Origin of the sequence: Sphingomonas kyeonggiensis, assembly GCF_030812785.1 — a bacterium.
GTDB classification, from domain to species: Bacteria; Pseudomonadota; Alphaproteobacteria; order Sphingomonadales; family Sphingomonadaceae; genus Sphingomonas; species Sphingomonas kyeonggiensis_B.
On sequence record NZ_JAUSTJ010000001.1, the window covers coordinates 1,314,194 to 1,336,574 of the forward strand.

General features: G+C 67.4%; 26 protein-coding genes and 1 tRNA gene. 18 read left to right on the forward strand and 9 right to left on the reverse strand.

Annotated features, from left to right (window positions below; genetic code table 11):
* Positions 1-70: 70 nt before the first annotated feature.
* The gene (locus tag J2W22_RS06525) at positions 71-979 is read left to right on the forward strand and encodes a LysR family transcriptional regulator (protein ID WP_307117439.1); all 909 of its coding nucleotides are present in this window, start codon (positions 71-73) and stop codon (positions 977-979) included.
* A 119-nt stretch (positions 980-1,098) separates the two neighbouring features.
* Here J2W22_RS06525 and J2W22_RS06530 read toward each other — a convergent pair whose 3' ends face one another.
* On the reverse strand, positions 1,099-1,842 hold the full coding sequence (locus J2W22_RS06530; RefSeq protein ID WP_307117440.1) for an energy transducer TonB: 744 nt from the start codon (positions 1,840-1,842) through the stop codon (positions 1,099-1,101).
* A gap of 123 nt (positions 1,843-1,965) precedes the next feature.
* Here J2W22_RS06530 and J2W22_RS06535 point away from each other — a divergent pair, with 123 nt between their 5' ends.
* Entirely contained in the window at positions 1,966-2,283 is a 318-nt protein-coding gene (locus J2W22_RS06535; RefSeq protein ID WP_307117441.1) for a hypothetical protein, read from the forward strand.
* Here the strand turns inward: J2W22_RS06535 and J2W22_RS06540 are convergent.
* Complete coding sequence (locus tag J2W22_RS06540) at positions 2,280-3,344, reverse strand: DSD1 family PLP-dependent enzyme (protein WP_307117442.1); 1,065 nt, start codon at positions 3,342-3,344, stop codon at positions 2,280-2,282. The genes J2W22_RS06535 and J2W22_RS06540 overlap by 4 nt on opposite strands.
* An 82-nt stretch (positions 3,345-3,426) precedes the next feature.
* Between J2W22_RS06540 and J2W22_RS06545 the strand changes: the two genes are divergently transcribed.
* The 3 genes from J2W22_RS06545 (at position 3,427) to J2W22_RS06555 (ending at position 5,629) form a co-directional block, all read left to right on the forward strand.
* Positions 3,427-5,223 carry an aminopeptidase P family protein gene (locus tag J2W22_RS06545; RefSeq protein ID WP_307117443.1) on the forward strand — a complete coding sequence of 599 codons (1,797 nt, stop codon included), beginning with the start codon at positions 3,427-3,429 and terminating at the stop codon, positions 5,221-5,223.
* Complete coding sequence (locus J2W22_RS06550) at positions 5,205-5,339, forward strand: hypothetical protein (protein WP_307117444.1); 135 nt, start codon at positions 5,205-5,207, stop codon at positions 5,337-5,339. The genes J2W22_RS06545 and J2W22_RS06550 overlap by 19 nt, the downstream gene beginning before the upstream one ends.
* A 215-nt stretch (positions 5,340-5,554) precedes the next feature.
* Positions 5,555-5,629: transfer RNA gene (locus J2W22_RS06555), tRNA-Thr, on the forward strand.
* Positions 5,630-5,636: 7 nt separating this feature from the next.
* Here the strand turns inward: J2W22_RS06555 and J2W22_RS06560 are convergent.
* Genes J2W22_RS06560 through J2W22_RS06570 form a run of 3 tightly spaced genes read right to left on the reverse strand, consistent with a single transcriptional unit; the run spans position 5,637 to position 8,628 of the window.
* Positions 5,637-6,911 carry an adenosylmethionine--8-amino-7-oxononanoate transaminase gene (locus J2W22_RS06560; protein ID WP_307117445.1) on the reverse strand — a complete coding sequence of 425 codons (1,275 nt, stop codon included), beginning with the start codon at positions 6,909-6,911 and terminating at the stop codon, positions 5,637-5,639.
* On the reverse strand, positions 6,908-7,513 hold the full coding sequence (bioD, locus tag J2W22_RS06565; RefSeq protein ID WP_307117446.1) for a dethiobiotin synthase: 606 nt from the start codon (positions 7,511-7,513) through the stop codon (positions 6,908-6,910). The genes J2W22_RS06560 and bioD overlap by 4 nt, the downstream gene beginning before the upstream one ends.
* The gene (locus J2W22_RS06570; protein WP_307117447.1) at positions 7,510-8,628 is read right to left on the reverse strand and encodes an 8-amino-7-oxononanoate synthase; all 1,119 of its coding nucleotides are present in this window, start codon (positions 8,626-8,628) and stop codon (positions 7,510-7,512) included. The genes bioD and J2W22_RS06570 overlap by 4 nt, the downstream gene beginning before the upstream one ends.
* 172 nt (positions 8,629-8,800) lie before the next feature.
* On the opposite strand from J2W22_RS06570, the gene J2W22_RS06575 reads away from it, so the two are divergent.
* From J2W22_RS06575 to J2W22_RS06625, 11 genes are all read left to right on the forward strand, one after another.
* Positions 8,801-9,448 (forward strand): hypothetical protein, encoded by a 648-nt coding sequence (locus J2W22_RS06575; protein WP_307117448.1) that lies wholly within the window; start codon positions 8,801-8,803, stop codon positions 9,446-9,448.
* Positions 9,449-9,506: 58 nt separating this feature from the next.
* Positions 9,507-10,619, forward strand: coding sequence for an S-(hydroxymethyl)glutathione dehydrogenase/class III alcohol dehydrogenase (locus J2W22_RS06580; protein ID WP_307117449.1), 1,113 nt, complete (start codon positions 9,507-9,509; stop codon positions 10,617-10,619).
* 17 nt (positions 10,620-10,636) lie between these two features.
* A complete protein-coding gene (locus J2W22_RS06585; RefSeq protein WP_307117450.1) occupies positions 10,637-11,035 on the forward strand; it encodes a VOC family protein in 399 nt (132 codons plus the stop codon).
* The gene (locus J2W22_RS06590; RefSeq protein ID WP_307117451.1) at positions 11,032-11,391 is read left to right on the forward strand and encodes a cupin domain-containing protein; all 360 of its coding nucleotides are present in this window, start codon (positions 11,032-11,034) and stop codon (positions 11,389-11,391) included. The genes J2W22_RS06585 and J2W22_RS06590 overlap by 4 nt, the downstream gene beginning before the upstream one ends.
* On the forward strand, positions 11,388-12,236 hold the full coding sequence (gene purU / locus J2W22_RS06595; protein ID WP_307117452.1) for a formyltetrahydrofolate deformylase: 849 nt from the start codon (positions 11,388-11,390) through the stop codon (positions 12,234-12,236). Before J2W22_RS06590 ends, purU begins: the two co-directional genes overlap by 4 nt.
* 11 nt (positions 12,237-12,247) lie before the next feature.
* Positions 12,248-13,081 (forward strand): S-formylglutathione hydrolase, encoded by an 834-nt coding sequence (fghA, locus tag J2W22_RS06600; protein ID WP_307117453.1) that lies wholly within the window; start codon positions 12,248-12,250, stop codon positions 13,079-13,081.
* Positions 13,078-14,298: an NAD(P)/FAD-dependent oxidoreductase gene (locus J2W22_RS06605; protein ID WP_307117454.1), complete on the forward strand. Its 1,221-nt coding sequence runs from the start codon at positions 13,078-13,080 to the stop codon at positions 14,296-14,298. The genes fghA and J2W22_RS06605 overlap by 4 nt, the downstream gene beginning before the upstream one ends.
* A 94-nt stretch (positions 14,299-14,392) precedes the next feature.
* Complete coding sequence (locus J2W22_RS06610; RefSeq protein ID WP_307117455.1) at positions 14,393-14,599, forward strand: helix-turn-helix transcriptional regulator; 207 nt, start codon at positions 14,393-14,395, stop codon at positions 14,597-14,599.
* Positions 14,592-14,993 carry a hypothetical protein gene (locus tag J2W22_RS06615; RefSeq protein WP_307117456.1) on the forward strand — a complete coding sequence of 134 codons (402 nt, stop codon included), beginning with the start codon at positions 14,592-14,594 and terminating at the stop codon, positions 14,991-14,993. Before J2W22_RS06610 ends, J2W22_RS06615 begins: the two co-directional genes overlap by 8 nt.
* A 25-nt stretch (positions 14,994-15,018) precedes the next feature.
* On the forward strand, positions 15,019-15,942 hold the full coding sequence (locus J2W22_RS06620) for a TraB/GumN family protein (protein WP_307117457.1): 924 nt from the start codon (positions 15,019-15,021) through the stop codon (positions 15,940-15,942).
* A gap of 56 nt (positions 15,943-15,998) precedes the next feature.
* Positions 15,999-16,478, forward strand: coding sequence for a DUF1440 domain-containing protein (locus J2W22_RS06625; protein ID WP_307117458.1), 480 nt, complete (start codon positions 15,999-16,001; stop codon positions 16,476-16,478).
* 1 nt (position 16,479) lies between these two features.
* Here the strand turns inward: J2W22_RS06625 and J2W22_RS06630 are convergent, their stop codons facing one another.
* Complete coding sequence (locus J2W22_RS06630) at positions 16,480-17,244, reverse strand: exonuclease domain-containing protein (RefSeq protein ID WP_307117459.1); 765 nt, start codon at positions 17,242-17,244, stop codon at positions 16,480-16,482.
* Between the two features lie 393 nt (positions 17,245-17,637).
* Between J2W22_RS06630 and J2W22_RS06635 the strand changes: the two genes are divergently transcribed.
* Positions 17,638-18,840 (forward strand): c-type cytochrome, encoded by a 1,203-nt coding sequence (locus J2W22_RS06635; RefSeq protein ID WP_307117460.1) that lies wholly within the window; start codon positions 17,638-17,640, stop codon positions 18,838-18,840.
* A gap of 53 nt (positions 18,841-18,893) precedes the next feature.
* Here J2W22_RS06635 and pgmG read toward each other — a convergent pair whose 3' ends face one another.
* The 3 genes from pgmG to J2W22_RS06650 are packed head-to-tail and all read right to left on the reverse strand — an operon-like array spanning position 18,894 to position 21,388.
* On the reverse strand, positions 18,894-20,282 hold the full coding sequence (gene pgmG / locus J2W22_RS06640) for a phosphoglucomutase/phosphomannomutase PgmG (protein ID WP_307117461.1): 1,389 nt from the start codon (positions 20,280-20,282) through the stop codon (positions 18,894-18,896).
* Positions 20,283-20,333: 51 nt separating this feature from the next.
* On the reverse strand, positions 20,334-20,594 hold the full coding sequence (locus tag J2W22_RS06645; RefSeq protein WP_307117462.1) for a J domain-containing protein: 261 nt from the start codon (positions 20,592-20,594) through the stop codon (positions 20,334-20,336).
* Entirely contained in the window at positions 20,594-21,388 is a 795-nt protein-coding gene (locus J2W22_RS06650) for a division plane positioning ATPase MipZ (RefSeq protein ID WP_307117463.1), read from the reverse strand. Before J2W22_RS06650 ends, J2W22_RS06645 begins: the two co-directional genes overlap by 1 nt.
* A 79-nt stretch (positions 21,389-21,467) precedes the next feature.
* Here J2W22_RS06650 and panC point away from each other — a divergent pair, with 79 nt between their 5' ends.
* Complete coding sequence (gene panC / locus J2W22_RS06655; protein WP_307117464.1) at positions 21,468-22,307, forward strand: pantoate--beta-alanine ligase; 840 nt, start codon at positions 21,468-21,470, stop codon at positions 22,305-22,307.
* The last annotated feature ends 74 nt before the right edge of the window (positions 22,308-22,381 follow it).

Genomic DNA, 22,381 nt, shown 5'->3' on the forward strand with positions numbered 1-22,381 from the left:
GCAAATGGACTGGCGCGGCCACTTCCGGTAGACGGCGTAAAGGCGAAACATCTGTGCACTGGATTCACGAATGACCCGCGCCATGGCCGATCGCTCGGGCGAGATGGAAATCTTCGTCACCGCGGTGCGCGAAGGCAGCCTTTCCGCCGCCGCCCGCCGGCTCGAGCTCACCCCTTCGGCAGTCAGCCGGGCGCTCGCCCGGATCGAAGCGCGGCTGGGCGTCCGCCTGATCACCCGCACCACCCGCAAGCTGGTGCTGACGCCCGAGGGCGATGCCTATCTCCATGCCGCCCAGCGCATCCTCACCGACATCGCCGAGGTGGAGGAGGAGCTTGCCGACCAGGCCTCGCCGCGCGGACGGCTGCGGGTCAGTGCGGCGCTCGCCCATGGCCGGCTGGCGATCGTGCCCTTGCTCGGCGAGTTCGTCACCCGCTATCCGGGCATCCTGGTCGACATCAGCCTGAGCGATACGCTGGAGGATGTAGCGGGCGGCCGCGCCGATGTCGCGATCCGCTTCGGCCCGCTGGCGGACAGCGCGCTCACCGCCCGCAAGATCGGCGAGACCGGGCGCTCGATCGTCGCCGCGCCGGCCTATCTCGGCCGGATGGGCATGCCGCAGGTCCCCGAGGACCTGCACGCGCATAACTGCCTCAACTTCAACTTCCGCCGTGCGGAGCCGGTCTGGCCGTTCCGCCAGGACGGGCGCGACTATGCGTTGCCAGTGGGCGGCAATATCGAGGCGAACAATGGCGAGACGCTGGTCGAGCTGGCGCTGGCCGGGGTCGGCATCGCCCGGGTCGGCAGCTTCAGCGTGGCCGCGGACCTCGCCGCCGGCCGGCTGGTCTCCCTGCTCGATCCGTTCAACCCGGGCGACCGGGAGGATATCCATGCAGTGTTCGTCGGCGGCGCGACCCGGCCCGCGCGGGTGCGGGCGTTCGTCGAGTTTCTGGTGGAGAAGCTGGCGGCCCGAGCCTCCTAGTTCTTCGTCACCCCGGCCTTGTGCCGGGGGCCACCGGGAGGCGAGTCATGTACCAGAGGCTCTACCGGCATAGTTCGCGGCGCAGTGGACCCCGGCACAAGGCCGGGGTGACGATGGAGTCAATTCTCCGGCCGGTCATACAGCTCCCATTGCTGCTCGCCGGTCACCACATCGGCATAGGGCCTGCCGCTGGCATCCCGGCTCGGCGCGTAGCGGAAGCGCTTCTTGATCAGCCGGCACGTCGTCTCGTCGAGATCGGCATTGCCGCTCGAGCGGGTCACTTGGCAATCGGTCACCCGCCCGTTCACGCCGACGATGAAACGCAGCCCCACCGTCCCCTGCGCGCCCGCTCGGGCTGCCGCTTTGGGATAGTCGCGCCCGGTGATGTCGCCTTCGAGCAATCGCAGCGCGGTGCCGCCGCCACCGCCGGCGCCATTGCCGCGCCCGCCCGATCCGGTGCCGTTGCCGACGCCGCCAGCGCCGGTTCCCGGCCCGGCGACCGGCGCGTTGCCCGAGCTGGCGTCGCTCCCCTGGGCAGGCGTGGTCGCGGCCGGCATGGGCTGGGGCAGGACCGTCTTCACCGGCGTCGCCACTTCGGTGGCGCGGGAGACGAGATTGGGCGGGGCGGCCTTGCCCTCCTCCTTGGGCGTGCGTGGCTTGGGTTTGGGGGCGATCTCGGGCTCCGGGGGCGGTGGTGGGGGCAGGGTGAAGTCGACCAGCTGCATCGCCCGGGTCGGCACCACGCTCAGCCGCACGCCCAGTCCGTGCATCAGCATCCAGACCAGCAGCCCCACCAGGACGAGCGCGCCGAGCGCGCTGCCCAGCCGCTCGCGCGGAGAGGAAATGCCGGCTCCTTGACGCATGCCCGATCAATGCCCTGTGGGGGCCGAACGATCCCATGAACGGCTTGTTGTTTTCAGTTCATGCAACCGGGCGTACCCGGGCGCCGTTCTAACCTGCATTGGTTTAAGGAAGGGATGGAAATCATGCGTAAGCTCATTGCGGCCGTTGCCGCTCTCGCGCTGGCCATGCCCGTCGCAATGCCGATCGAGGCGGCGCAGGCTCAGAGTCACTACAAGGGCAAGTCGACCAAGGGACGTGCCTATTACAAGAAATGCCGTCGCTCGCCCGGCCATGCCGGCCTGATCGGCGGTGCCGCGGTCGGCGTGCTTGCCGGTCCGGCGATCATCGGCCACGGCCTGCTCGGCGCAGCGGTCGGCGGTGTCGGCGGTGCCTTTGGCGGCCGCGCGATCGATCGCACGATCAGCGCCAAGCACCGCTGCTATTATGTTCGCCGCCGCTAGGTAGAGCGGCCTCGCGCGGTCACCGGCCAGCTGCCGGTGACCGTGTCGCCCTCTACCAGCCAGTAGCAATCGTACAGATTCACCGTCGGGTCGCAGTGCGGCGGCACCAGTGTCGTCCGCTCCGCCAGGCCCGGCAGATCCTCCCCGATCAGCGCTCCCTGCTCGTCGCCCATGAAGGCGTAACGCGCGGTGCCTGACATGGGTACGGGCACCCCGGCATCGGTGGCGAAAGACTTCAATCCCGCATCGATCGTCACCATGCCGGGCGTGTTCGCGCTGACCACGGTGGAATCCACCCAGAGCGCCTGCTCGAAGCTCGGCCCCGCCAGCTCGCAATCGCGATATTCGCGGTCGAGGAAGATGTAGCTGCCCACCTGCAGCTCGGTCAGCACGCCCAGTTCGGCATCGATCGCGAAGGTGCCAGTGCCCGCACCCGTCACCACCGGGATCGCGAAACCTGCCGCTTCCAGTGCCGCCAGCACCGTCTGCAGATAATCGGTCTTCCCGACGATCGCCGCATGCCGGTCGGCGAAGGTGGTGATGTGCTGCTCGGCGCCGCAATAATATTGCACCCCACCCAGCGTCAGCCCGGCCGCGGCGATCGCCCGGGTGAGCTCGACGGCGGCTTCGGGGGAAGTCACGCCGGTGCGATGCTTGCCCGGATCGACATCGACGAACACCGTCACGCTGCTGCCAGCGAGCGACCGCACCACGTCGGGATGGTCCGCCACCGCCGACAACCGGATCTTGCCCGCCAGCGCCGTCAGCCGCGCGATCCCGTTCTTGGTCACCACCGGCGAAGTGAGGTGGATGTCGCCCACCCCGTCCGCCGCCAGCGCCTCGGCCTCGGCCAGCTTGGCGCAGCATATGCCCACTGCGCCCGCCGCGATCTGCCGCCGGGCGATCTTGCCGCTCTTGTGCGTCTTGGCATGCGGCCTGAGCGCCAGTCCCTTCGCCCGCGCATAATCGGCCATCGCCGCGATGTTGCGGTCCATCGCCGCCACGTCGAGCAGCAGGGCGGGGGTGGGCAGGTCGGTACGGGGCAGAGGGAAATGCGTCATCGCTTCCGACTAGCGCAGGATGTGACTTTTGCCGAATATCGGCGCAAAGCAGCCCCATAGATTCCAGCAATAGAGTAATCCCATGTCCAGCTATGCCGACCGCCTCCAGGCCCTTCGCGAACAGCTGAAGCGCGACCGACTCGATGGATTCGTCGTGCCGCTCACCGATGAGCACATGTCTGAATATGTCGGCGCCTATGCCCAGCGCCTCGCCTGGCTGACCGGCTTCCAGGGCTCGGCCGGTACCGCGGTGGTGTTGCCCGAGGCGGCCGCGATCTTCACCGACGGCCGCTACACGATCCAGGTCCGCCAGCAGGTCTCGGCGGACGAGTGGGAATATGTCGGCGTGCCGGCCACCAGCGTTGCGTCCTGGCTGGGCGCGCATGCCCCCGACGGCGGCCGTATCGGCTATGATCCCTGGCTGCACACCCGCGCCTGGGTCGAGGAAGCCCGCAAGGCGTTGGCCGAGAAGGGCGCCGAACTGGTCGCGGTGAACACCAATCCGATCGATGCGGTCTGGCCCGACAAGCCCCAGCCCTCGGACGCGACGCTCGCCGTCCAGTCCGACGATCTGGCCGGCAAGTCCTCCCCCGCCAAGCGCGCCGAAATCGCCGACTGGCTGGCCGAGCGCAAGGCCGACGCGGTCGTCCTTTCCGCGCTCGATTCGATCGCCTGGGCGTTCAACATCCGCGGCACCGATGTCAGCCATACGCCCGTCGCGCTCGCTTATGCCGTGGTCAACGCCGACGGCACCGCTGATTTCTTCGTCGCCGAGGAGAAGGTGACCGACGAAGTCCGCAAGCATCTCGGCAATGCGATCCGCATCCACGACCGCTCGGCCTTCGCGCCGGCGCTCCAGGGCTTTGCCGGCAAGCGCGTCGCCGCCGATCCGGGCAGCGCAGTCGCGGCGATCTTCGATGCGCTCGATGCCGGCGGCGCCAAGGTGCTTTCGCTGCGCGATCCGGTGATCCTCGCCAAGGCGATCAAGAACCCGGCCGAGATCGCCGGCCAGAAGGCGGCCCAGGCGCGCGACGGCGCCGCTCTCTCGCGCTTCCTGAAGTGGTTCGAGGAAACCGCGCCCCAGGGCGGCCTCACCGAGATGTCCGCTGCCGACAAGCTGCGCGAATTCCGCGACCAGACCGGCGCGCTCAAGGATCTGAGCTTCGACACCATCTCCGCCACCGGCCCGAACGGTGCGATCCCGCATTACAAGGTCACCGACGAATCGAGCCTGCCGATCGAGCTGGGCCAGCTCTATCTCGTCGATTCGGGCGGCCAGTACGCCGACGGCACCACCGACGTGACGCGCGTCATGCCGGTGGGCGAGGCGAGCGACGAGATGAAGGACCGCTTCACCCGCGTGCTGAAGGGCCATATCGCCATCGCCACCGCGATCTTCCCCGATGGCACCACCGGCGCCCAGCTCGACAGCTTCGCGCGGCGTCCGCTGTGGGAAGTCGGGCTCGATTACGGGCACGGCACCGGCCACGGCGTCGGCTCGTACCTGTCGGTGCATGAAGGCCCGCAGCGCATTGCCCAGCCCTTCTATCCGGGCGGCCAGAGCCTCGAGCCGTTGCGCGAGGGCATGTTCCTGTCGAACGAGCCCGGTTACTATAAAGCGCAGGAATTCGGCATCCGCATCGAGAACCTGGTGCTGGTCACCAAGCAGTTGATTTCGGGTGCGGAACAACAAATGCTCGGCTTCGAGACGCTGACCTTCGCGCCGATAGAGCGAACGCTGATTAAACCATCTTTGCTAACCGAGCAGGAACTGGCCTGGCTCAATGCTTATCATGCTGAAGTTCTGCGGATTTTGGGGCCGCAGCTGAGCGGGGACGAGTATCAATGGTTAGAGGCGAAGTGCGCACCCATCGGGTGATGTGGTTCCTGGCCGGCGCGGTCACGATGGCGATGTATCTGCAGGGGCCGCACGCGATCGCGCGCAACGCCTATGATGCAAGCGAACGCGTATCGCTCTGGTTCGGCTCGCTCTGAGAATCGGGGGAGTCGCCGGGCGCGGCCTGCTCGCGGGCCTGGGCCTTGCGCTTCCTCAGATTCGCCCGCAGCGCCTCCGCCAATCGGGCTTTCTTTTCCGCATCGCTCATTTTCCCGCGATAAACCGTCCGCATGCGGGTTGACAATCAGGCGTACCCAAGCACATAGGCGCCTCCCGCTTGGGACCCGGCACCTGCCGGACCGTTCGAGCGAGTGCTGCCGTAGCTCAGTGGTAGAGCGCATCCTTGGTAAGGCTGAGGTCGTGAGTTCAATCCTCACCGGCAGCACCACTCGCCCCTAGAAGGCGAACAAGTCCCCCATGCGGGGCTCCTGCTCCAGGAAATCGGTGATCGTGCGATAGATGGCGTCGAGATCGGCGTCGTCGATGCAATAGGGTGGCATCACATAGACGGTGTTGCCCAGCGGCCGGATCAGCACGCCGCGCTCGTGTGCGAAGGCCTTGAGCCGCGGTCCCACCGAGTTGAGATAGGCCGATTCGCTCGCCCCGATCTCCGCCGCGACGATCGTGCCCAGCCGGCGCGGGTTGCGAATCAGCGCATGGGTGGCGAGCCGGTCGAGCCGGTCCTGCTGGCGGTCGCCCAGATCGGCGATTCGGTCTAGCACCGGTTCCTCGCGCCAGATCGCCAGGTTTGCATTGGCGGCGGCGCAGGCGATCGGGTTGGCGGTGTAGCTCGACGAGTGGAAGAACATCCGCGCGCGGTCTTGTGAGAAATGCGCCTTGAAGATCGGCGCGGTCGCCAGCGTCACCGCCAGCGGGATCGCGCCGCCGGTGAGGCCCTTGGACAGGCAGAGGATGTCGGGGACCACGCCTGCCCGCTCGCAGGCGAGCAGGCTGCCGGTGCGGCCCCAGCCGGTCATCACTTCGTCGGCGATGAACAGGACGTCGTATTTCGTGCAGATCTTGCGCATCTCGGCGAGCAGGCTGGCCGAGTAGAATTTCATGCCCCCGGCGCCCAGCACCAGCGGCTCGACCAGCAGCGCGGCCGGCTTCTCGCGGCACTGCGCCTCGAGCGCGTCGAGCGTCGCCTGGCTCTGGCCGGGCTCGGGGAAGGGAATGGTCGATACGTCGAACAGCAGCGGCTGGTAGGGCCGGTTGAACACCCCGCGCGCGCCGACCGACATGCCGCCGATCGTGTCGCCGTGATAGCCGTGTTCGAGGACCAGGATACGGTTTCTGGGTTCGCCGCGATTGTCCCAGAAGCCTAAAGCCATCTTCAGCGCGACTTCGACGCTGGTCGAGCCGCTGTCCGAGTAGAAGACGTGCTGGAGCGGGTCGGGCAGAATCCGCACCAGCTCGCGTGCCAGCGTCTCGGCAGGCTCGTGGGTCCAGCCGGCGAAGATGATCTGGTCCATGCGCGCCGCCTGCTCGGCGATCGCCGCCATGATGCGCGGGTGGCAATGGCCGTGGGTGGTCACCCACCAGGACGAGATCGCATCGACGAAGCGGCAGCCATCGCGGGTGTGGAGCGCGGCGCCTTCGGTGCGCACGACTTCGGGGATCGGCTCGCCGAGCCCGTGCTGGGTGAAGGGGTGCCAGACGGGCGAGGTCATGCGGGGAAATCCGGAAAGGCCTGGGCAAAGGCGGCGGCGAGGGCAGGGCGGTCGAGCGAGTCGAGGATCGGCAGGCGGCCGAGCCGGCGCACGCCGCCGATCGCGGCGATGGTCGTCTCGCTGTCTTCGTTGGCCTCGCCGACGAACGCCACGCCGAGGATCGGCACGCCGCGGGCGCGCAGCGCCTCGATCGAGAGCAGGCTGTGGTTGATCGTGCCGAGCGCGGTCCGCGCGACCAGCACCGTCGGCAGGCCCCAGCGCGCGAACAGGTCGGCATAGAGCAGCTCGCGCGTCACCGGGACCAGCACGCCGCCCGCGCCCTCGATCACCAGCGGATCGATATCGGGCGGCATCAGCCGGTCGGGATCGATCGTCACCCCGTCGATCTCGGCGGCGAGATGCGGCGAGCAGGGCGTGGCCAGCCGATAGGCCTCGGGCAGCACCGTCGCGCCCGAGAGCGCCGCGACCCGCTCGCCATCGCTCCCGCCGTCGAGCCCGCTCTGGATCGGCTTCCAGTAAGTCGTGCCCAGCGCGCCGGCCAGGCCCGCGGCGAAGACGGTCTTGCCGATATCGGTATCGGTGCCGGTGACGACGATCCTCATGCCAGCCCCCCGATCGCTTCGGCCAGCGCTGCGACATCGGCGTCGGTGACGTTGAGCGTCAGCGAGATGCGCAGCCGCGAGGTGCCCGTCGGCACCGTCGGCGGCCTGATCCCGCGCACGTCGAAGCCGAGCCGCTGCAGCTCCGCCGCCATCGCCATGGTCCGCGCATCCTCGCCGATCACCAGCGGCAGGATCTGCGATCCGGTCGCCTGCACGCCCACCGGCGCGAGCAGCGCCTCGGCGCGTGCGATCAGCCCGTGCAGCCGTTCGCGCCGCGCCGGATCGGCGATCAGCCCGAGCGCCGCTTCCACCGCCACCGCCATCAGCGGCGAAGGTGCGGTCGAGAAGATGAAGGCCCGCCCGCGATTGACCAGGAAGTCGCGTACCACGCGCGGCCCGCAGAGCAGCGCGCCTTCGCAGCCCAGCGCCTTGCCGCAGGTGTGCAGCGTGATCAGGTTCTCGCGCCCCGCCAGTTCCGCCGCCAGCCCGCGCCCGTCGGGCCTGAACACGCCGGTGGCATGCGCCTCGTCGACGATCAGGATCGCGTCGTGCCGGTCGGCCAGCGCGGCGAGATCGGCCAGCGGCGCCTGGTCGCCGTCCATCGAATAGAGGCTCTCGACCGTGATCCACACGCGCCCGGTGCCGCCTTCGTGTCGCCAGTCGAGGATCGCGTCTTCGAAGTCGCCGACATCGTTATGCGCCGCGCTCCGCGCCTCGGCCCGGCTCAGCCGCATCCCCTCATGCGCGCTGGCATGGACCAGCGCATCGTGCAGGATCAGGTCGCCGCGCTGGGGCAGAGTGGAGAGCAGAGCGGCATTGGCCGCATAGCCGGTCGAGAAATAGAGCGCGCTCTCGCTGCCGAAGAAACGCGCCGCCGTCGCCTCCAGCCGCTCATGCTCGCCGTGGTTGCCGCGCAGCAGCCGCGACCCGCCAGACCCGATCGGCACGCCCGCATCGATCGCGTCGCGCACCGCCGCCGCCAGCGCGGGATCGCCGGCGAGGCCGAGATAGTCGTTGGAGGAGAAGTCCAGGCCCGCACGTTCCGCCAGGCGCCGGGATCGGCTGCGTTCGGCAAGCTCGGCTAAGTCGCGCCGCTGCGCTTCGAAAGGATCCATGCGGGGCCCATAGGCCATCCTTGCTCCCCGGCGAAAGCCGGGGCCCAGGGTTTCTCTGCCGGATCGCTTGTGACCCTAGGCCCCGGCTTTCGCCGGGGAACAGTCTTGTCATTCGTCTTGCCTGTTAACACGACGGAGTGTATTATCAATACAATACACATGGAGGCGAGAGATGCAGCGGTCCTTTGTCGGCGATCATGGAAGGCCCTTCGGCACGGTCGCCGCGCTGCTTTGCCTGTTGTTCATCGTCGCGCTGTTCGTGCTCGGCGATGTCGCGCACGACCTGGCCGGGGCGGCGGACCCGTTCGCGGCGATCGCCCGCAACCGGCTCGACATGGCCCAGCCCTATTGGGGTCTGCTGCTCGCCAACGAGATCGTCCGCTGCGTATTCGCCGGCGCGCTGCTGCTGGCGATGCTTACGCTCGCAGGCCCGATCGGCCCGCGCAGCCCGGGGCGCGACTTCGCCCTGCTCGCGGGCGGCGCGGGTGTGGTCTGCCTCGCCGTCGCCGCGCATTTCCGGATCGAGGCGGCTGCGCTGATCGGCCAGGGCCGCATCTCGCCGCGCGCCGATCTCGTCGCCGCGCTGATGCTGCTCGGTCATGCCGGCGTCGCGCTCTGGGCGACGCTGACCGTGCGCGAGGCGCGTGCCGCCGCCAGCCTGCCCGCCTGGGTACAGCTCGCCGGCCTGGTCTTTGCCGGCCTCGCCTTCACCTCGGGCTTCGTCCGCCCCTTCCTCGAGTTCGCTGGCTTTGCCGCCATCCTCTGGTGGGGCGGCGTCTTCCTCACCCTCTATCGCCCGGAAGACCGCATCCGGAGCTGACTCCCATTGCAACCCGGCACCGTTTCCCCGATCAGGCCGGCAAGCAAGGAGAAAGCCCATGAAGACCCGCGCCGCCGTCGCCTTCGAAGCGAAGAAGCCGCTCGAAATCGTCGAGCTCGATCTCGAAGGGCCCAAGGCGGGCGAAGTGCTGGTCGAGATCATGGCGACCGGCATCTGTCACACCGATGCCTATACGCTGGACGGCTTCGACTCGGAGGGCATCTTTCCCAGCGTGCTCGGCCATGAAGGCGCCGGCGTGGTCCGCGAGGTCGGCCCGGGCGTGACCAGCGTGAAGCCGGGCGATCACGTCATCCCGCTCTACACGCCCGAATGCCGCCAGTGTAAGTCGTGCCTCAGCGGCAAGACCAACCTGTGCACCGCGATCCGCGCCACCCAGGGCAAGGGCCTGATGCCCGACGGTACCACGCGGTTCAGCTACAAGGGCCAGCCGATCTACCATTATATGGGCTGCTCGACCTTCTCGAACTTCACCGTGCTGCCCGAGATCGCGGTGGCGAAGATCCGCGAGGACGCGCCGTTCCAGAGCAGCTGCTATATCGGCTGCGGCGTCACCACCGGTGTCGGCGCGGTGATCAACACCGCCAAGGTGCAGGTCGGCGACAATGTCGTGGTCTTCGGCCTGGGCGGCATCGGCCTGAACGTGATCCAGGGCGCGCGCCTGGCCGGCGCCAACAAGATCATCGGCGTCGACATCAACCCGGACCGCGAGGAATGGGGCCGCCGCTTCGGCATGACCGAGTTCCTCAACTCCAGGGGCATGAGCCGCGAGGACGTGGTCGCCGCGATCGTCGCGATGACCGACGGCGGCGCCGACTATACGTTCGACGCGACCGGCAACACCGAAGTGATGCGCATCGCGCTCGAGGCCTGCCATCGCGGCTGGGGCACCAGCATCATCATCGGCGTGGCCGAGGCCGGCAAGGAGATCGCGACACGGCCCTTCCAGCTGGTCACCGGGCGGAACTGGCGCGGTACCGCGTTCGGCGGGGCCAAGGGCCGCACCGACGTGCCGAAGATCGTCGACATGTACATGGCCGGCAAGATCGAGATCGACCCGATGATCACGCATGTCATGGGCCTGGAAGAGATCAACAAGGGCTTCGACCTGATGCACGCCGGCGAGAGCATCCGCAGCGTCGTGGTCTTCTAAGCGAAGGGAGCGGGGACATGTTCAACCACATCATGGTCGGCGCGAACGATATCGAGCGGTCCAAGATCTTCTACGATGCCGTGCTGGGCACGCTCGGCGCGGGCCAGCCGGTGCGCAACGTTGCTGCCAGCGGCCATGTCCGCCTCTTCTACCGCCACAATGGCGGCAGCTTCGGGATCAGCGAACCGATCGACGACGAGCCGGCGACCTTTGCGAACGGGGGCACGATCGGCTTCAAGTGCGAGACGCCCGAGCAGGTGAAGGCCTTTCACGATGCCGGCATCGCGCATGGCGGCACCTCGATCGAGGATCCGCCCGGCCTGCGCGACGGCGGCGCGCTGGGAGCGATGCACCTCGCCTATGTCCGCGATCCGGACGGCAACAAGCTGTGCGCGATCTGCCGCGTGCCGGCATGAGCGACGGCGCCGTCAACCTGGCGGAGAAGTTCGCCACCTTCAGCGAGCATTGGGCGCCGCGCCTCGTCGCCAGCTACAACGGCAACGACATCCGCATCGTGAAGGTGGAGGGCGAGTTCGTCTGGCACAGCCATGACGACACCGACGACTTCTTCCTGGTGCTCGACGGCATACTCGACATCGAGCTTCGCGACCGCACGGTCACCCTTGGCCCGGGCGAGCTCTATGTCGTGCCGCGCGGGGTCGAGCATCGCCCGGTCGCCCGGCACGGCGAGGTACGGATGATCAACATCGAGCCGGGCGGCACGAACAATCTCGGCGAAGGCTCTCCGCAGCGCCCGGTGGTGTCGGCATGACGGCACCGGCCTGGATCCTCACCCTCGACTGCGAGGACCGGCCGGGCATCGTCGCCGCGGTGAGCGGGTTCCTGGCGGAGCGGGACGGATTCATTCTCGACAGCCAGCAATATGCCGATCTCGATGCCGGGCGCTTCTTCATGCGCGTCGAGTTCAAGGCGGCGGGGGCGCCGTTCGAGACCGACCAGCTGCGCACGGCCTTTGCGCCCGTAGCCACGCGTTTCGGGCTGCACTGGGCGCTGGCCGAGAGCGGGGCACGCCCGCGCATCCTGATCGCGGTGTCCAAGGGCTCGCACTGCCTCAACGACCTGCTCCATCGCTGGAAGACCGATCATCTCGGCGTCGAGATCGCCGGGGTGGTCTCCAACCACGAGACGCTGCGCGACCTCACCGAATGGCATGGCCTGCCCTTCACCTTGCTGCCCGAGGGCAAGGACGCGCAAGAAGCGGCGCTGCTCGCCGAGTTCGACCGGGCGGGCGCCGATTACCTGATCCTCGCGCGCTACATGCAGATCCTGTCGTCGGGTCTTGCCGACCGGCTGGCGGGGCGCTGCATCAACATCCATCACAGCTTCCTGCCCGGCTTCAAGGGGGCGCGGCCCTATCACCGGGCGCATGAGCGCGGCGTCAAGCTGATCGGCGCCACCGCGCATTTCGTCACCAGCGACCTCGACGAGGGGCCGATCATCGAGCAGGCGGTCGAGCGCGTCGATCACCGCGCCTCGGTAGACGACATGATCCGTATCGGCCGCGACATCGAGGCCCAGGTGCTCGCCCGCGCGGTGCAATGGGTGGGCGCGCGCCGCGTCTTCCTCAACGGCAACCGTACCATCGTATTTCGCTGAAAAGGCCGCCCATGGAACAGCTCTCCTCGAACAAGTCGCATGGCGGCATGCAGGGCGTGTACCGCCACGCCTCCGCGGTCACCGGCACCGACATGACCTTCTCGGTCTTCGTGCCCGATCATGCGCCGGGGGCGAAGCTGCCGGTGCTGTGGTTCCTCTCCGGCCTCACCTGCACCCATGCGAACGTCACCGAGAAGGGCGAGTATCGCGCGGCCTGTGCCGAGCATGGCGTGATCCTGGTCGCGCCGGACACGAGCCCGCGCGGCGAGGGCGTGCCCAATGACGAGGCCTATGATTTCGGCCAGGGCGCCGGCTTCTATGTCGATGCGACCGAAGCCCCCTGGGCGACGCATTTCCGGATGCGGTCGTATATCGAGCAGGAGCTGCCGGCGCTGATCGGTGCGGAATTCTCCGCCGACATGGACCGCCAGGGCATCACCGGCCATTCGATGGGCGGCCACGGGGCGCTCACCATCGGCCTGCGCAATCCCGGCCGCTTCCGCTCGGTCTCGGCCTTCTCGCCGATCGTCGCGCCCAGCCAGGTGCCCTGGGGGCAGAAGGCGCTGGCCGGTTATCTTGGTGAGGACCGTGCGGCCTGGCGGCCCTATGACGCTGTGGCGCTGATCGAGGATGGCGCGCGCGTCCCCGAGCTGCTGGTCGATACCGGCAGCGCCGACCAGTTCCTCGACGTCCAACTCAAGCCCGAGCTGCTCGAGGCCGCCTGCCGCAATGCCGGCATCGCGCTCACCCAGCGGCTCCAGCCGGGCTATGACCATAGCTATTATTTCGTCTCGACCTTCCTCGGCGATCATGTCGCCTGGCATGCGGAGCGGTTGAACAAATGAAGTTCGACGTCCTCATCGTCGGGGCCGGCCATGGCGGCGCCCAGGCCGCGATCGCGCTGCGCCAGAACAAGTTCGAAGGCAGCATCGCGCTGCTCGGCGACGAGCCCGAGCTGCCTTATGAGCGGCCGCCGCTCTCCAAGGAATATCTGTCGGGCGAGAAGGCGTTCGAGCGGCTGCTGATCCGCAACGCCGCTTTCTGGGAAGAGCGCCAGGTGACGATGCTGACGGGGCGCACCGTCACGGCGGTCGATTCCGTAGCGCACAGCATCACCGCCGATGGCGAGACGATCGCGTACGGCCAACTGGTCTGGGCGACCGGCGGCAAGCCGCGCCGCCTGTCGTGCGACGGGCATGACCTGGCCGGCATCCACACGGTGCGCACCCGCGCCGATGTCGACCAGATGATGGCCGAGCTGGACGGCGTCACCCGCGTCGCGGTGGTCGGCGGCGGTTATATCGGGCTGGAGGCTGCCGCCGTGCTCGCCAAGCTCGGCAAGCAGGTCGTGGTGCTCGAGGCGCAGGACCGTGTCCTCGCCCGCGTCGCCGGCGAGGCCCTGTCGCGCTTCTTCGAGGCCGAGCATCGCGCCCACGGCGTCGACGTCCGGCTGGGCGTGCAGGTCGAGGCGATCGAGGGCGAAACCAGCGTCACCGGCGTGCGGCTGGCGGGCGGCGAGGTGATTCCCGCCGAGATGGCGATCATCGGCATCGGCATCGTTCCCGCGGTCGAGCCCCTGCTTGCGGCAGGGGCCGCGGGCGGCAACGGCGTGCTGGTCGACGACCAGTCGCGCACCAGCCTGCCCGATATCTTCGCGATCGGCGACTGCGCGCTCCATGTGAACCGCTATGCCGCCGACAGCGCGATCCGGCTCGAGTCGGTGCAGAACGCCAACGACCAGGCGACGGTCGCGGCGAAGACGATCTGCGGGGTCGAGGCGGGCTATGACTCGGTGCCCTGGTTCTGGTCGAACCAGTACGACCTCAAGCTCCAGACGGTCGGCATCTCGGCCGGGCATGACGCGGTGGTGGTGCGCGGCGATCCCGCGGCGCGCAGCTTCTCGCTGATCTACCTCCGCGCCGGCCGGGTGATCGCGCTCGACTGCGTCAATGCGGTCAAGGACTATGTCCAGGGCCGCAAGCTGGTGGTGGAGGGGCTCGCCCTAAATCCCGCCGCGCTGGGTGACACCAATGTGCCGCTCAAGGAACTCGCCGCCAGCTAGTCCTGACAATATGTCAGGTCTTGTTGACAATCACATTCGACTCGCTATGTAAGGTGTGCCTGACAGAAAGTCAGGACATGGGAACAGCAACAGGATGCGAAATCGCCTGAAAGTGCTGCGCGCCGAACGCGACTGGAGCCAGGCGGAGCTTGGCGGTCGGCTCGGCGTGTCGCGCCAGGCGGTGAACGCGATCGAGACGGGCAAGCACGATCCTTCGCTGCCGCTCGCCTTCAAGGTCGCGCGCCTGTTCGCCATGCCCATCGAGGAGATATTTTTCGATGACGAGTCGGGGGATGGCTGAAGGTCCGGGCGAGCGCGCCGAGAAATCGCGCAGCAACCGTTTCTGGGGCCTGATGGGCGGCTTCATGCTGCTCGGTGGTGTGATCGGCGCTGCGCTCGTCCTGCTCGAGCGCGACGGCGCGTTGCCCGGCTGGGCGGCGATCGGAATCGTAGTGCTGCTGGTGATCGGCCTGGGCGGTGGCAGCTGGTATTTCTACCGCGGCATCGACGAAGTCGAGCGAAGCGCCAATCTGTGGGGTGCCGCGGTCGCGCTGCATTTCTACCTGATCGGCTATGCCTCCTGGTATTTCCTGTGGAAGGGCGCGCTGGTGCCCGAGCCCGATCATGAGGCGCTCTTCATCGCCACACTGATCGTCATGACCCTTGCCTATCTTTGGAAGAAAGTCCGGCCCTGACGGCCGCGCAATGTGGAGTGAATTCATGATGTTGAAGAAGAAGCTGCTCACTGCCGCGGCCGGCCTGGCCGTCGCGCTCTCCTTGCCCGTCGCTGCCCGTGCCCAGGCCGCGCCGGCCCCCGCGGCCCCGGCGACCAAGGATGCCGATCCGGCACTCTGGGTGGTCAAGGATGCCGATACCACCATCTATCTGTTCGGCACCGTCCATGTCCTCAAGCCCGGCCTCAGCTGGTTCGACGAGGCAGTGAAGGCCGCGTTCGACAAGAGCGACACCGTCGCGCTCGAGATGGTCATGCCCGATCCCGCGACGATGCAGGGCGTGACCATGCAGGCGGCGATGGCCCCGCAGGGCGATCCGGCGCTCACTGCCAAACTGCCCGAGGCCACCCGCCCAGCCTATGCCGCCGCGCTCACCAGCGTCGGTATCCCCGCTTCGGCGCTGGATCGCTTCGAGCCGTGGTTCGCCGCGATGACTCTCGCCATGGCACCGCTGCCCAAGCTCGGCTACGACCCCAGCAGCGGCGCCGAGATGACGATCACCGCCGCCGCCAAGACTGCCAACAAGCAGCTCATCGGCCTCGAGACCTTCGAGCAGCAGATCGGTTTCTTCGACAAGTTGCCGGAGGACGTGCAGGTCAAGTTCCTCGTCAACACGGTCAACGAGTTCGCCAATGTCGGTCCGGTGCTCGACAAGATGGTCGCGCAGTGGAGCGCCGGCGATCCGGATGCGCTGGGCAAGACGATGAACGAGGAAATGCGCAAGACGCCGGAGGTGGCGAAGGTGCTGCTTTCGGATCGCAACGCGCGCTGGGCGGACTGGATCAGCGAACGCATGGCCAAGCCTGGCACCGTGTTCATTGCGGTCGGCGCCGGGCACCTCGCCGGTAATGACAGCGTTCAGACCTATCTGGCCAAGCACAATCTGAAGGCCGAGCGCATCCAATATTGATGTGACCGGTTGAGCCGGGCAGGGAGCGTTTGCCCCCTTCCTGCCCGGAGACCCCAATGGCCAAGCCCCGCCCCCTTCTCGGTCTGCTCGCCGGCGTTGCCGCCGGCCTCGTCGCCTCGGCGGCGATGGCGGCCGTCCAGGCCCAGGCGAGGAATCTGCTGCCGGACGAAGGCGGGGACGAGGATCCGGCGACGGTGAAGGCAGCCGACGCGGCGAGCGAGGCGATCCTCGATGCGCCGGTGCCCGACGACTATCGCGAGCAGGCGGGTCAGGCCGTCCATTACATCACCGGCGCGGTGCTCGGCGGCATCTACGGCGTGATCACCGAATACAAGCCTGAGGCGAGCGCCGGTTTCGGCAGCGCTTACGGCATCGCCACCAGCGCCCTGCTCGACGAGGCGGCGGTGCCGGCGGCGGGCCTGGCCCCCGCCCCCGACGAGACCCCGCTGGCGGCCCACGCCTATGGTGCGGCCTCGCACCTGGTCTATGGCCTGGTTCTCGAAGGGGTACGCTGGCTGATCGCCGGGCGGCGCTAGCTCAGAACAACAGCCTTTGCGCCGGCGCGTCCGGCCCCACCGGCGCCCCACCGCGGCGGCGGGCGAATTCGGTCTGCGCGGTGAAGCGGATGTCCTCGTCGCGGTCGTTCATGAAGGCGGCGAGCGAGTCGTCATCGATCTCGCTCCATTCCTTGCCGCGATCGGGGCCGTAGCGGACGCGCGGCAACAGCCCCGGCGACTTCGACCATTCGATCAACTGCGCCACGCTCGCCTCGTTGAGCATGTCGCGCAGGTGATGCGCGGTCACATAGGCATCGGGGAAGGCACGGTGCGCCGGCAGGCCGCGCTCATGCTCCAGACCCACCGGATTGCGGAAATAGCGGAGAAACTGGTTCGAGAAGCCGCCGCTGTCCGGCCACAGCCGCAGCGCGCATTTCCAGGTGCAGATCCAGTCGGCACCGCGGGTGAGGGCCGGGGTGCAATATTGCTCCTCGAAGCTCGCGCGGTGCGCTGCCAGCGCCACCCGGCGCGGCCAGGGATCGAGGATCGGCCGCGCGACGTCGTGCCACCAGGGCGCATCGGCGACGTCCTCGTCGCGGATATGGTGGATCGCCATGGTAAGCGGCGGGATCGGCCGGCCGGGATTGACCAGGCGGTTGCCACCCTCGCCATAGAGCTCCCAGCGCCCGTCCTTGCCGAGCGCGACGTCCTGCCAGCCGATCTCGCACACGGCGTGCGCCGGCGGCTTGTCGCCGGTGGTCTCGAGATCGATGACGCGGATGATGGGCGGGTGGGATGACGCCATGAGGGCGCATGTGGGGGCTGGGGCGCGGAAATGCGAGTCAAAAGTCCCAGGTCGAGATACCTGGGGGCGGGGAGCAGGTTTTCCGCAATTGTAAGAATCACCATCAACCCGCTGATAAACGGAAATATAGCAAGTAGCGTTCAATGATCTGAAATGAATTCATTCAGGTTTTTCATGAAGAGATAATTGCGATAAGGTTCTGGATGTCTGTTCAAGGGGGTGGGCATGGCATATTCAAAATGGATTCGTAATTACGGACTGATTTCTGCAGCCGGAATTTCTCTTCTCTTGGGGCTGTACTCTACTTCGGCGGTTTCCGCGGAAGAAGAGCCTATTGCCTATATCGGGCATGGCGCATTCTTCGATGCCCGGGGCAAGCAGATCGAACCGACGATGGAGTTTCTCCAGAAGGCGGAGCGCTGGTACGAGAAGAAGCTGCTCTCGACCAACGCAAAGTCCGCCGAGTTCGAAGGCAAGGCGCGCGAGGTCACGCGCGGTCTCGACCTCAGCCCCTATGAGCGACTATTCGCGCGACAGGCGGTGTTGAGCTGGATGGCGAGCAACTCCGCGCTGGAGGGTGTCGCCGGCGAGACGCTCGGCAAGCTGCGGGCGCTCGAGTACCGGATGCGCCGCACGCTGTCGCAAAAGGGCATGAAGGCGCTGTTCAACACCGGAGGCGGGCCAGTCAATCTCCAGCTGTTGAGCCGTATCGATGCGCTGCCCAGGGCAAAGGCGTCGGCAATGAAGAGCCTGATGGCGGGGGAGGCCGCCGCCGGGGTCCGCGAGGGCAAGGACTATGTCGACGATTGTGCGGCAGCGGGCGTACCGATCCCTCCGCCGATCGGGCGGATGGCCGCGCCGGGCGTTGAGGGCTGGAAGGTCGAAGGCATGCTGCCGACGGCAAGCCAGTTCATCGTCGGTACGCCGGCCGAGCTGCGATCCTACGAGAATTCGCAGGGCATGTGCTATGCGCTGCCCCGGTACGAAGATGAGAGCATGTCGCAGGTGTCGCTCGATGGCGTGGTGTGCCTCAGCAAGACTACAGGCAAGAGCTGCTTCTGGGACAATCAGATGAACAAGCTGGGCTTCCCGTTCGCGCCAGGAACGGTGATCCCGATCGGCTATCCGGATCTAGCGGTGAATTCTGATGGCCTCTACCAGGCCGGCGGCGCCGAATTGGAGCAAGGCTCGGGGGGCGTCTGCACCAGCTGCCACGCCGGCGAGAATCCCTTCATCGTCCATCCCAAGCTGGAGCTTCGCCCCGGCTTCACCTGGGGCAGGCTGCAGAACAGCATGCCTGCCTTCGCGCCGGTGCGGTTCACGCCGATGGTGCCGGCATCCTGGCCTCAGAACGAGGCTTCCGCGCCGGATGACATGGTGCTGGCGGCCTGTGCCGGCTGTCACAGCCCCGATGGCGAGAAGGGGCGGCTGCCGGCGCTATCCCCGGCACTGCGTGGCTATTGCTTCACTATCCTGCCCCAGGCGTTGGAAAAGACCATGCCGCCCAACAAGCCGGGCAGCCAGGCCGACACGGCGGACGTGCGGGCCTATATCGCGCTGTGCGGGCCACCACCGCCGCCGGAAGACGGCAAATAAAACGCCCTGCACGGGCCGGTGCGCCAGAACCGTCCCGTGCAGCGTTGCGTCGCTCAATGCCCCACCGTCTCCCCGCGCACGACGCCGCTCTTGCCGAGCTGGTCGTCGATCTGCGCGAGCAGGCGGTCGAGGCCGGCCTGGTCCTTCGCCTCGGCGCGGGCGACCAGCACGTCCTGGGTGTTCGACGCGCGGAGTAGCCACCAGCCGTCGGCAGTGTTCACACGGGCGCCGTCGGTGCGGTTGACGTCGGCACCCTCGGCCTCGAGCCGGTCGAGCACCTCGTCGACCACCGCGAACTTGCGGCTCTCGTCGACCTGGAAGCGCATCTCCGGCGTGTTGACCAGCCTGGGCATCTCGTCCTTGAGCTGGGTCAGCGACTTGCCGATCACATGCACCGCCTGGATCAGCCGCACAGCGGCGTATTGCGCGTCGTCGAAGCCGTAATAGTCCTGGGCGAAGAAGATGTGGCCGCTCATCTCGCCGGCGAGCGGCGCATGGGTTTCCTTCATCTTGGTCTTCACCAGGCTGTGCCCGGTCTTCCACATCAGCGGCTTGCCGCCCAGCTCCGCGACTCGGTCGAACAGCATCTGCGACGCCTTCACATCGGCGATGATCGTCGCGCCGGGCTCCACGCGGAGAACAGGTTCAGCCAGAATGGACAGAAGCTGATCGCCCCAGATCACACGGCCTTGGCCGTCGATCGCACCCAGGCGGTCGCCATCGCCGTCAAAGGCAAGTCCGAAATCGAGCTGCTTCTCCGCGACGAGCTTCTTCAGATCGGCGAGGTTCTTCTCCTCGGTGGGATCGGGATGATGATTGGGGAAATTGCCGTCCACATCGGTGAACAGCGTGTGGTGCTCACCGGGCAGCAGCTTCACCAGCTTCTCGATCACCGGGCCGGCGGCGCCATTGCCCGTATCCCATCCGACGCGATAGGCGCCGCCGGCAAATCCCGCGAACAGCCGGCTGACATACAGGTCCTCGACGTCCGCCTCGGTCACCGTCTCGGTGCCGTCGCCTTCGTCCCAATCGCCTTCCGCCGCCATCTTGCCGAGAAGCTGGATCTTCTCGCCGAAGAAGCTGGCGTGCTGAAACACCATCTTGAAGCCGTTATAGTGACCGGGATTGTGGCTGCCGGTTATCTGGATGCCGCCATCAACCTCCAGCGTAGCCTCGGCATAATATAGCATCGGCGTCGGGCCCATGCCGGTGCGCACCACCGAGCAGCCCGAGGCGGTCAGGCCTTCGATCAGCGCAGCCTCGAGCGCAGGGGAGGAGAGGCGGCCGTCGCGGCCCACCGCGACGCGGGTGCCGCCGGCGCGGCGCAGCAGGGTGGCGAAGCCGCGGCCGATCGCGCGCGCGTCATCGGGGCCGAGGGTCTCCCCCACGATCCCGCGAATGTCGTACTCGCGCAGCGAAGTGGGGTCGAAACGATGCGTCATGATGCCTCCCGGGGAAATCCTGCGCGCCTAAATCGCGAGCAGGGGGAAAGTTCAATTGCGACTGCGCAGCAGCGTGTCGCGCGCCGCGTTTATCCGGCGCGTCAGCTCGGCGGAACCGCCCTTGTCGGGGTGAACCGCCGAAACGAGCCGCCGGTGCGCCGCACGGATCGCGTCGGCATCGGCTTCGCCCGAAACGCCCAGGATCGCGCGGGCCTCGTCCTCGGGCATGCGCGGCGGCGCCGAGCGCGGCTTCAGCACGAGCTGGTAGAGCGCGTAGAGAATCGCCGCCGCGATAAGCAGCTTGAACAGCATCAGGCGAACAGCGGCATGGTGACTTCGGGCAGCGCCAGCCCGGCCATCATTTCGCGCAGCTCCTGCCGCGCGGCGACATGCGCCAGGCCCATCTCGCCGAACTCGCGGCTGTCGAGCATGGTCAGGCCCTGGGGGAACAGCTCGCGGTAGATCACGCGCTCGGACAGGCCGGAGATCACCCGGAAGCCGACGCGCTTGGAAAGCTGGTCAATTGCCTCGGACACGCGCTTCATGTTGCGCGCCTCGATGTGCTGCATGCGGTTGCGCAGGACGACCCAGTCGATCGTCTCGCCGTCGGCCTTGGCGCGGCGCTTGCGCGATTCCCAGATCAGCTCGGAATAGAAGCTGGGGCGGACCACCTTGAACGTGTCCGGGTCCACCTGGCCGATCAGGTCGAAATCGACGAAGCTGTCGTTCATCGGCGTGACCAGCGTGTCGGCATTGGTCACCGCGATGCGCGCGAACTTGTCGTCACGGCCCGGGGTGTCGATCACCAGGAAGTCGGCGCCTTCGCCCAGCTTGTCGAGCGCCTCGGAGAAATAGGCCATGCTCTCGCCGTCATGCGTGTCATAGACCGGCATCGGCAGCGGCTTGCCCATCCGCTTGGCGGTCGCCGCGCGGTTGTCCAGATAGCGGCCCATGGTGCGCTGGCGGTGGTCCAGGTCGAAGCACGCGACGCGCGCGCCCTTGGACGCCAGCGCGATCGCCGTATGGACGGCGGTGGTGGACTTTCCGGTGCCGCCCTTCTCGTTCGCGAACACCAGAACGTGCAGCCGCTTCGACCCGTCGCTCAAAGTTCCAACATCCTTTATTGATCGAACCGCCTCCCCCCCATAGAAGGCCGCGCTTCCGTCTTATCGAAAGTGTTAACGCGTGCAAACAGTCCGTCAGCTCGAAGACCTTCGCGAGGCGACCGCCGCCTGGCGCCAGGCAGGCGAGCGTATCGCTCTCGTTCCCACCATGGGCGCATTGCATGACGGGCACATGGCGCTGGTCGAAGCGGCCAAGCGCGCCGCGAACCGCGTTATCGTCTCGATCTTCGTCAACCCGAAGCAGTTCGGCGCGAACGAGGACCTGGCGAAATATCCGCGCAAGGAAGCGGCGGATTCGCGCATGCTCACCGGCGCCGGCGTCGACCTGCTGTGGATGCCGCCGGTCGAGGTCGTCTATCCCGATGGCTTCGCGACCAACATCTCGGTCTCGGGCGTGAGCGAACTGCTCGAAGGCGCGCACCGGCCCGGCCATTTCGACGGCGTCGCCACCGTGGTCGCCAAGCTGTTCAACCAGGTCCAGCCCGACATCGCCCTGTTCGGCGAGAAGGACTGGCAGCAGCTCGCGGTGATCCGCCGCATGACGACGGACCTCAACCTGCCCATCGAGATCCAGTCGGTGCTCACCCAGCGCGAGGATGACGGCCTCGCCCTCTCGTCGCGCAACGCCTATCTGATGCCAGAAGAGCGCGCCAAGGCCGTGGCGCTGCCGCGGGCGCTGGGCGCCGCCGCCAAGGCGATTGCGGAGGGTGGCGATGTCGAGGCGGCACTGGCCCAGGCGCGCGAGGCGCTCGCCGCCGCCGGCTTTGAGATCGACTATGTCGCGCTGGCCGATGCCGAGACGCTGCAGCCCGCCACCGCCTATGAAGCCGGCAAGCTCCGCCTGCTCGCCGCGGCGAAGCTCGGCGCCACCCGGCTGATCGACAATATCGCGGTACCCTGAAGAAGTACGGACCTGAACAAATACAGTTAACGCTGTTAACCATTTGTTGTCGGTTTGGCTGCCAAACCCCAAGC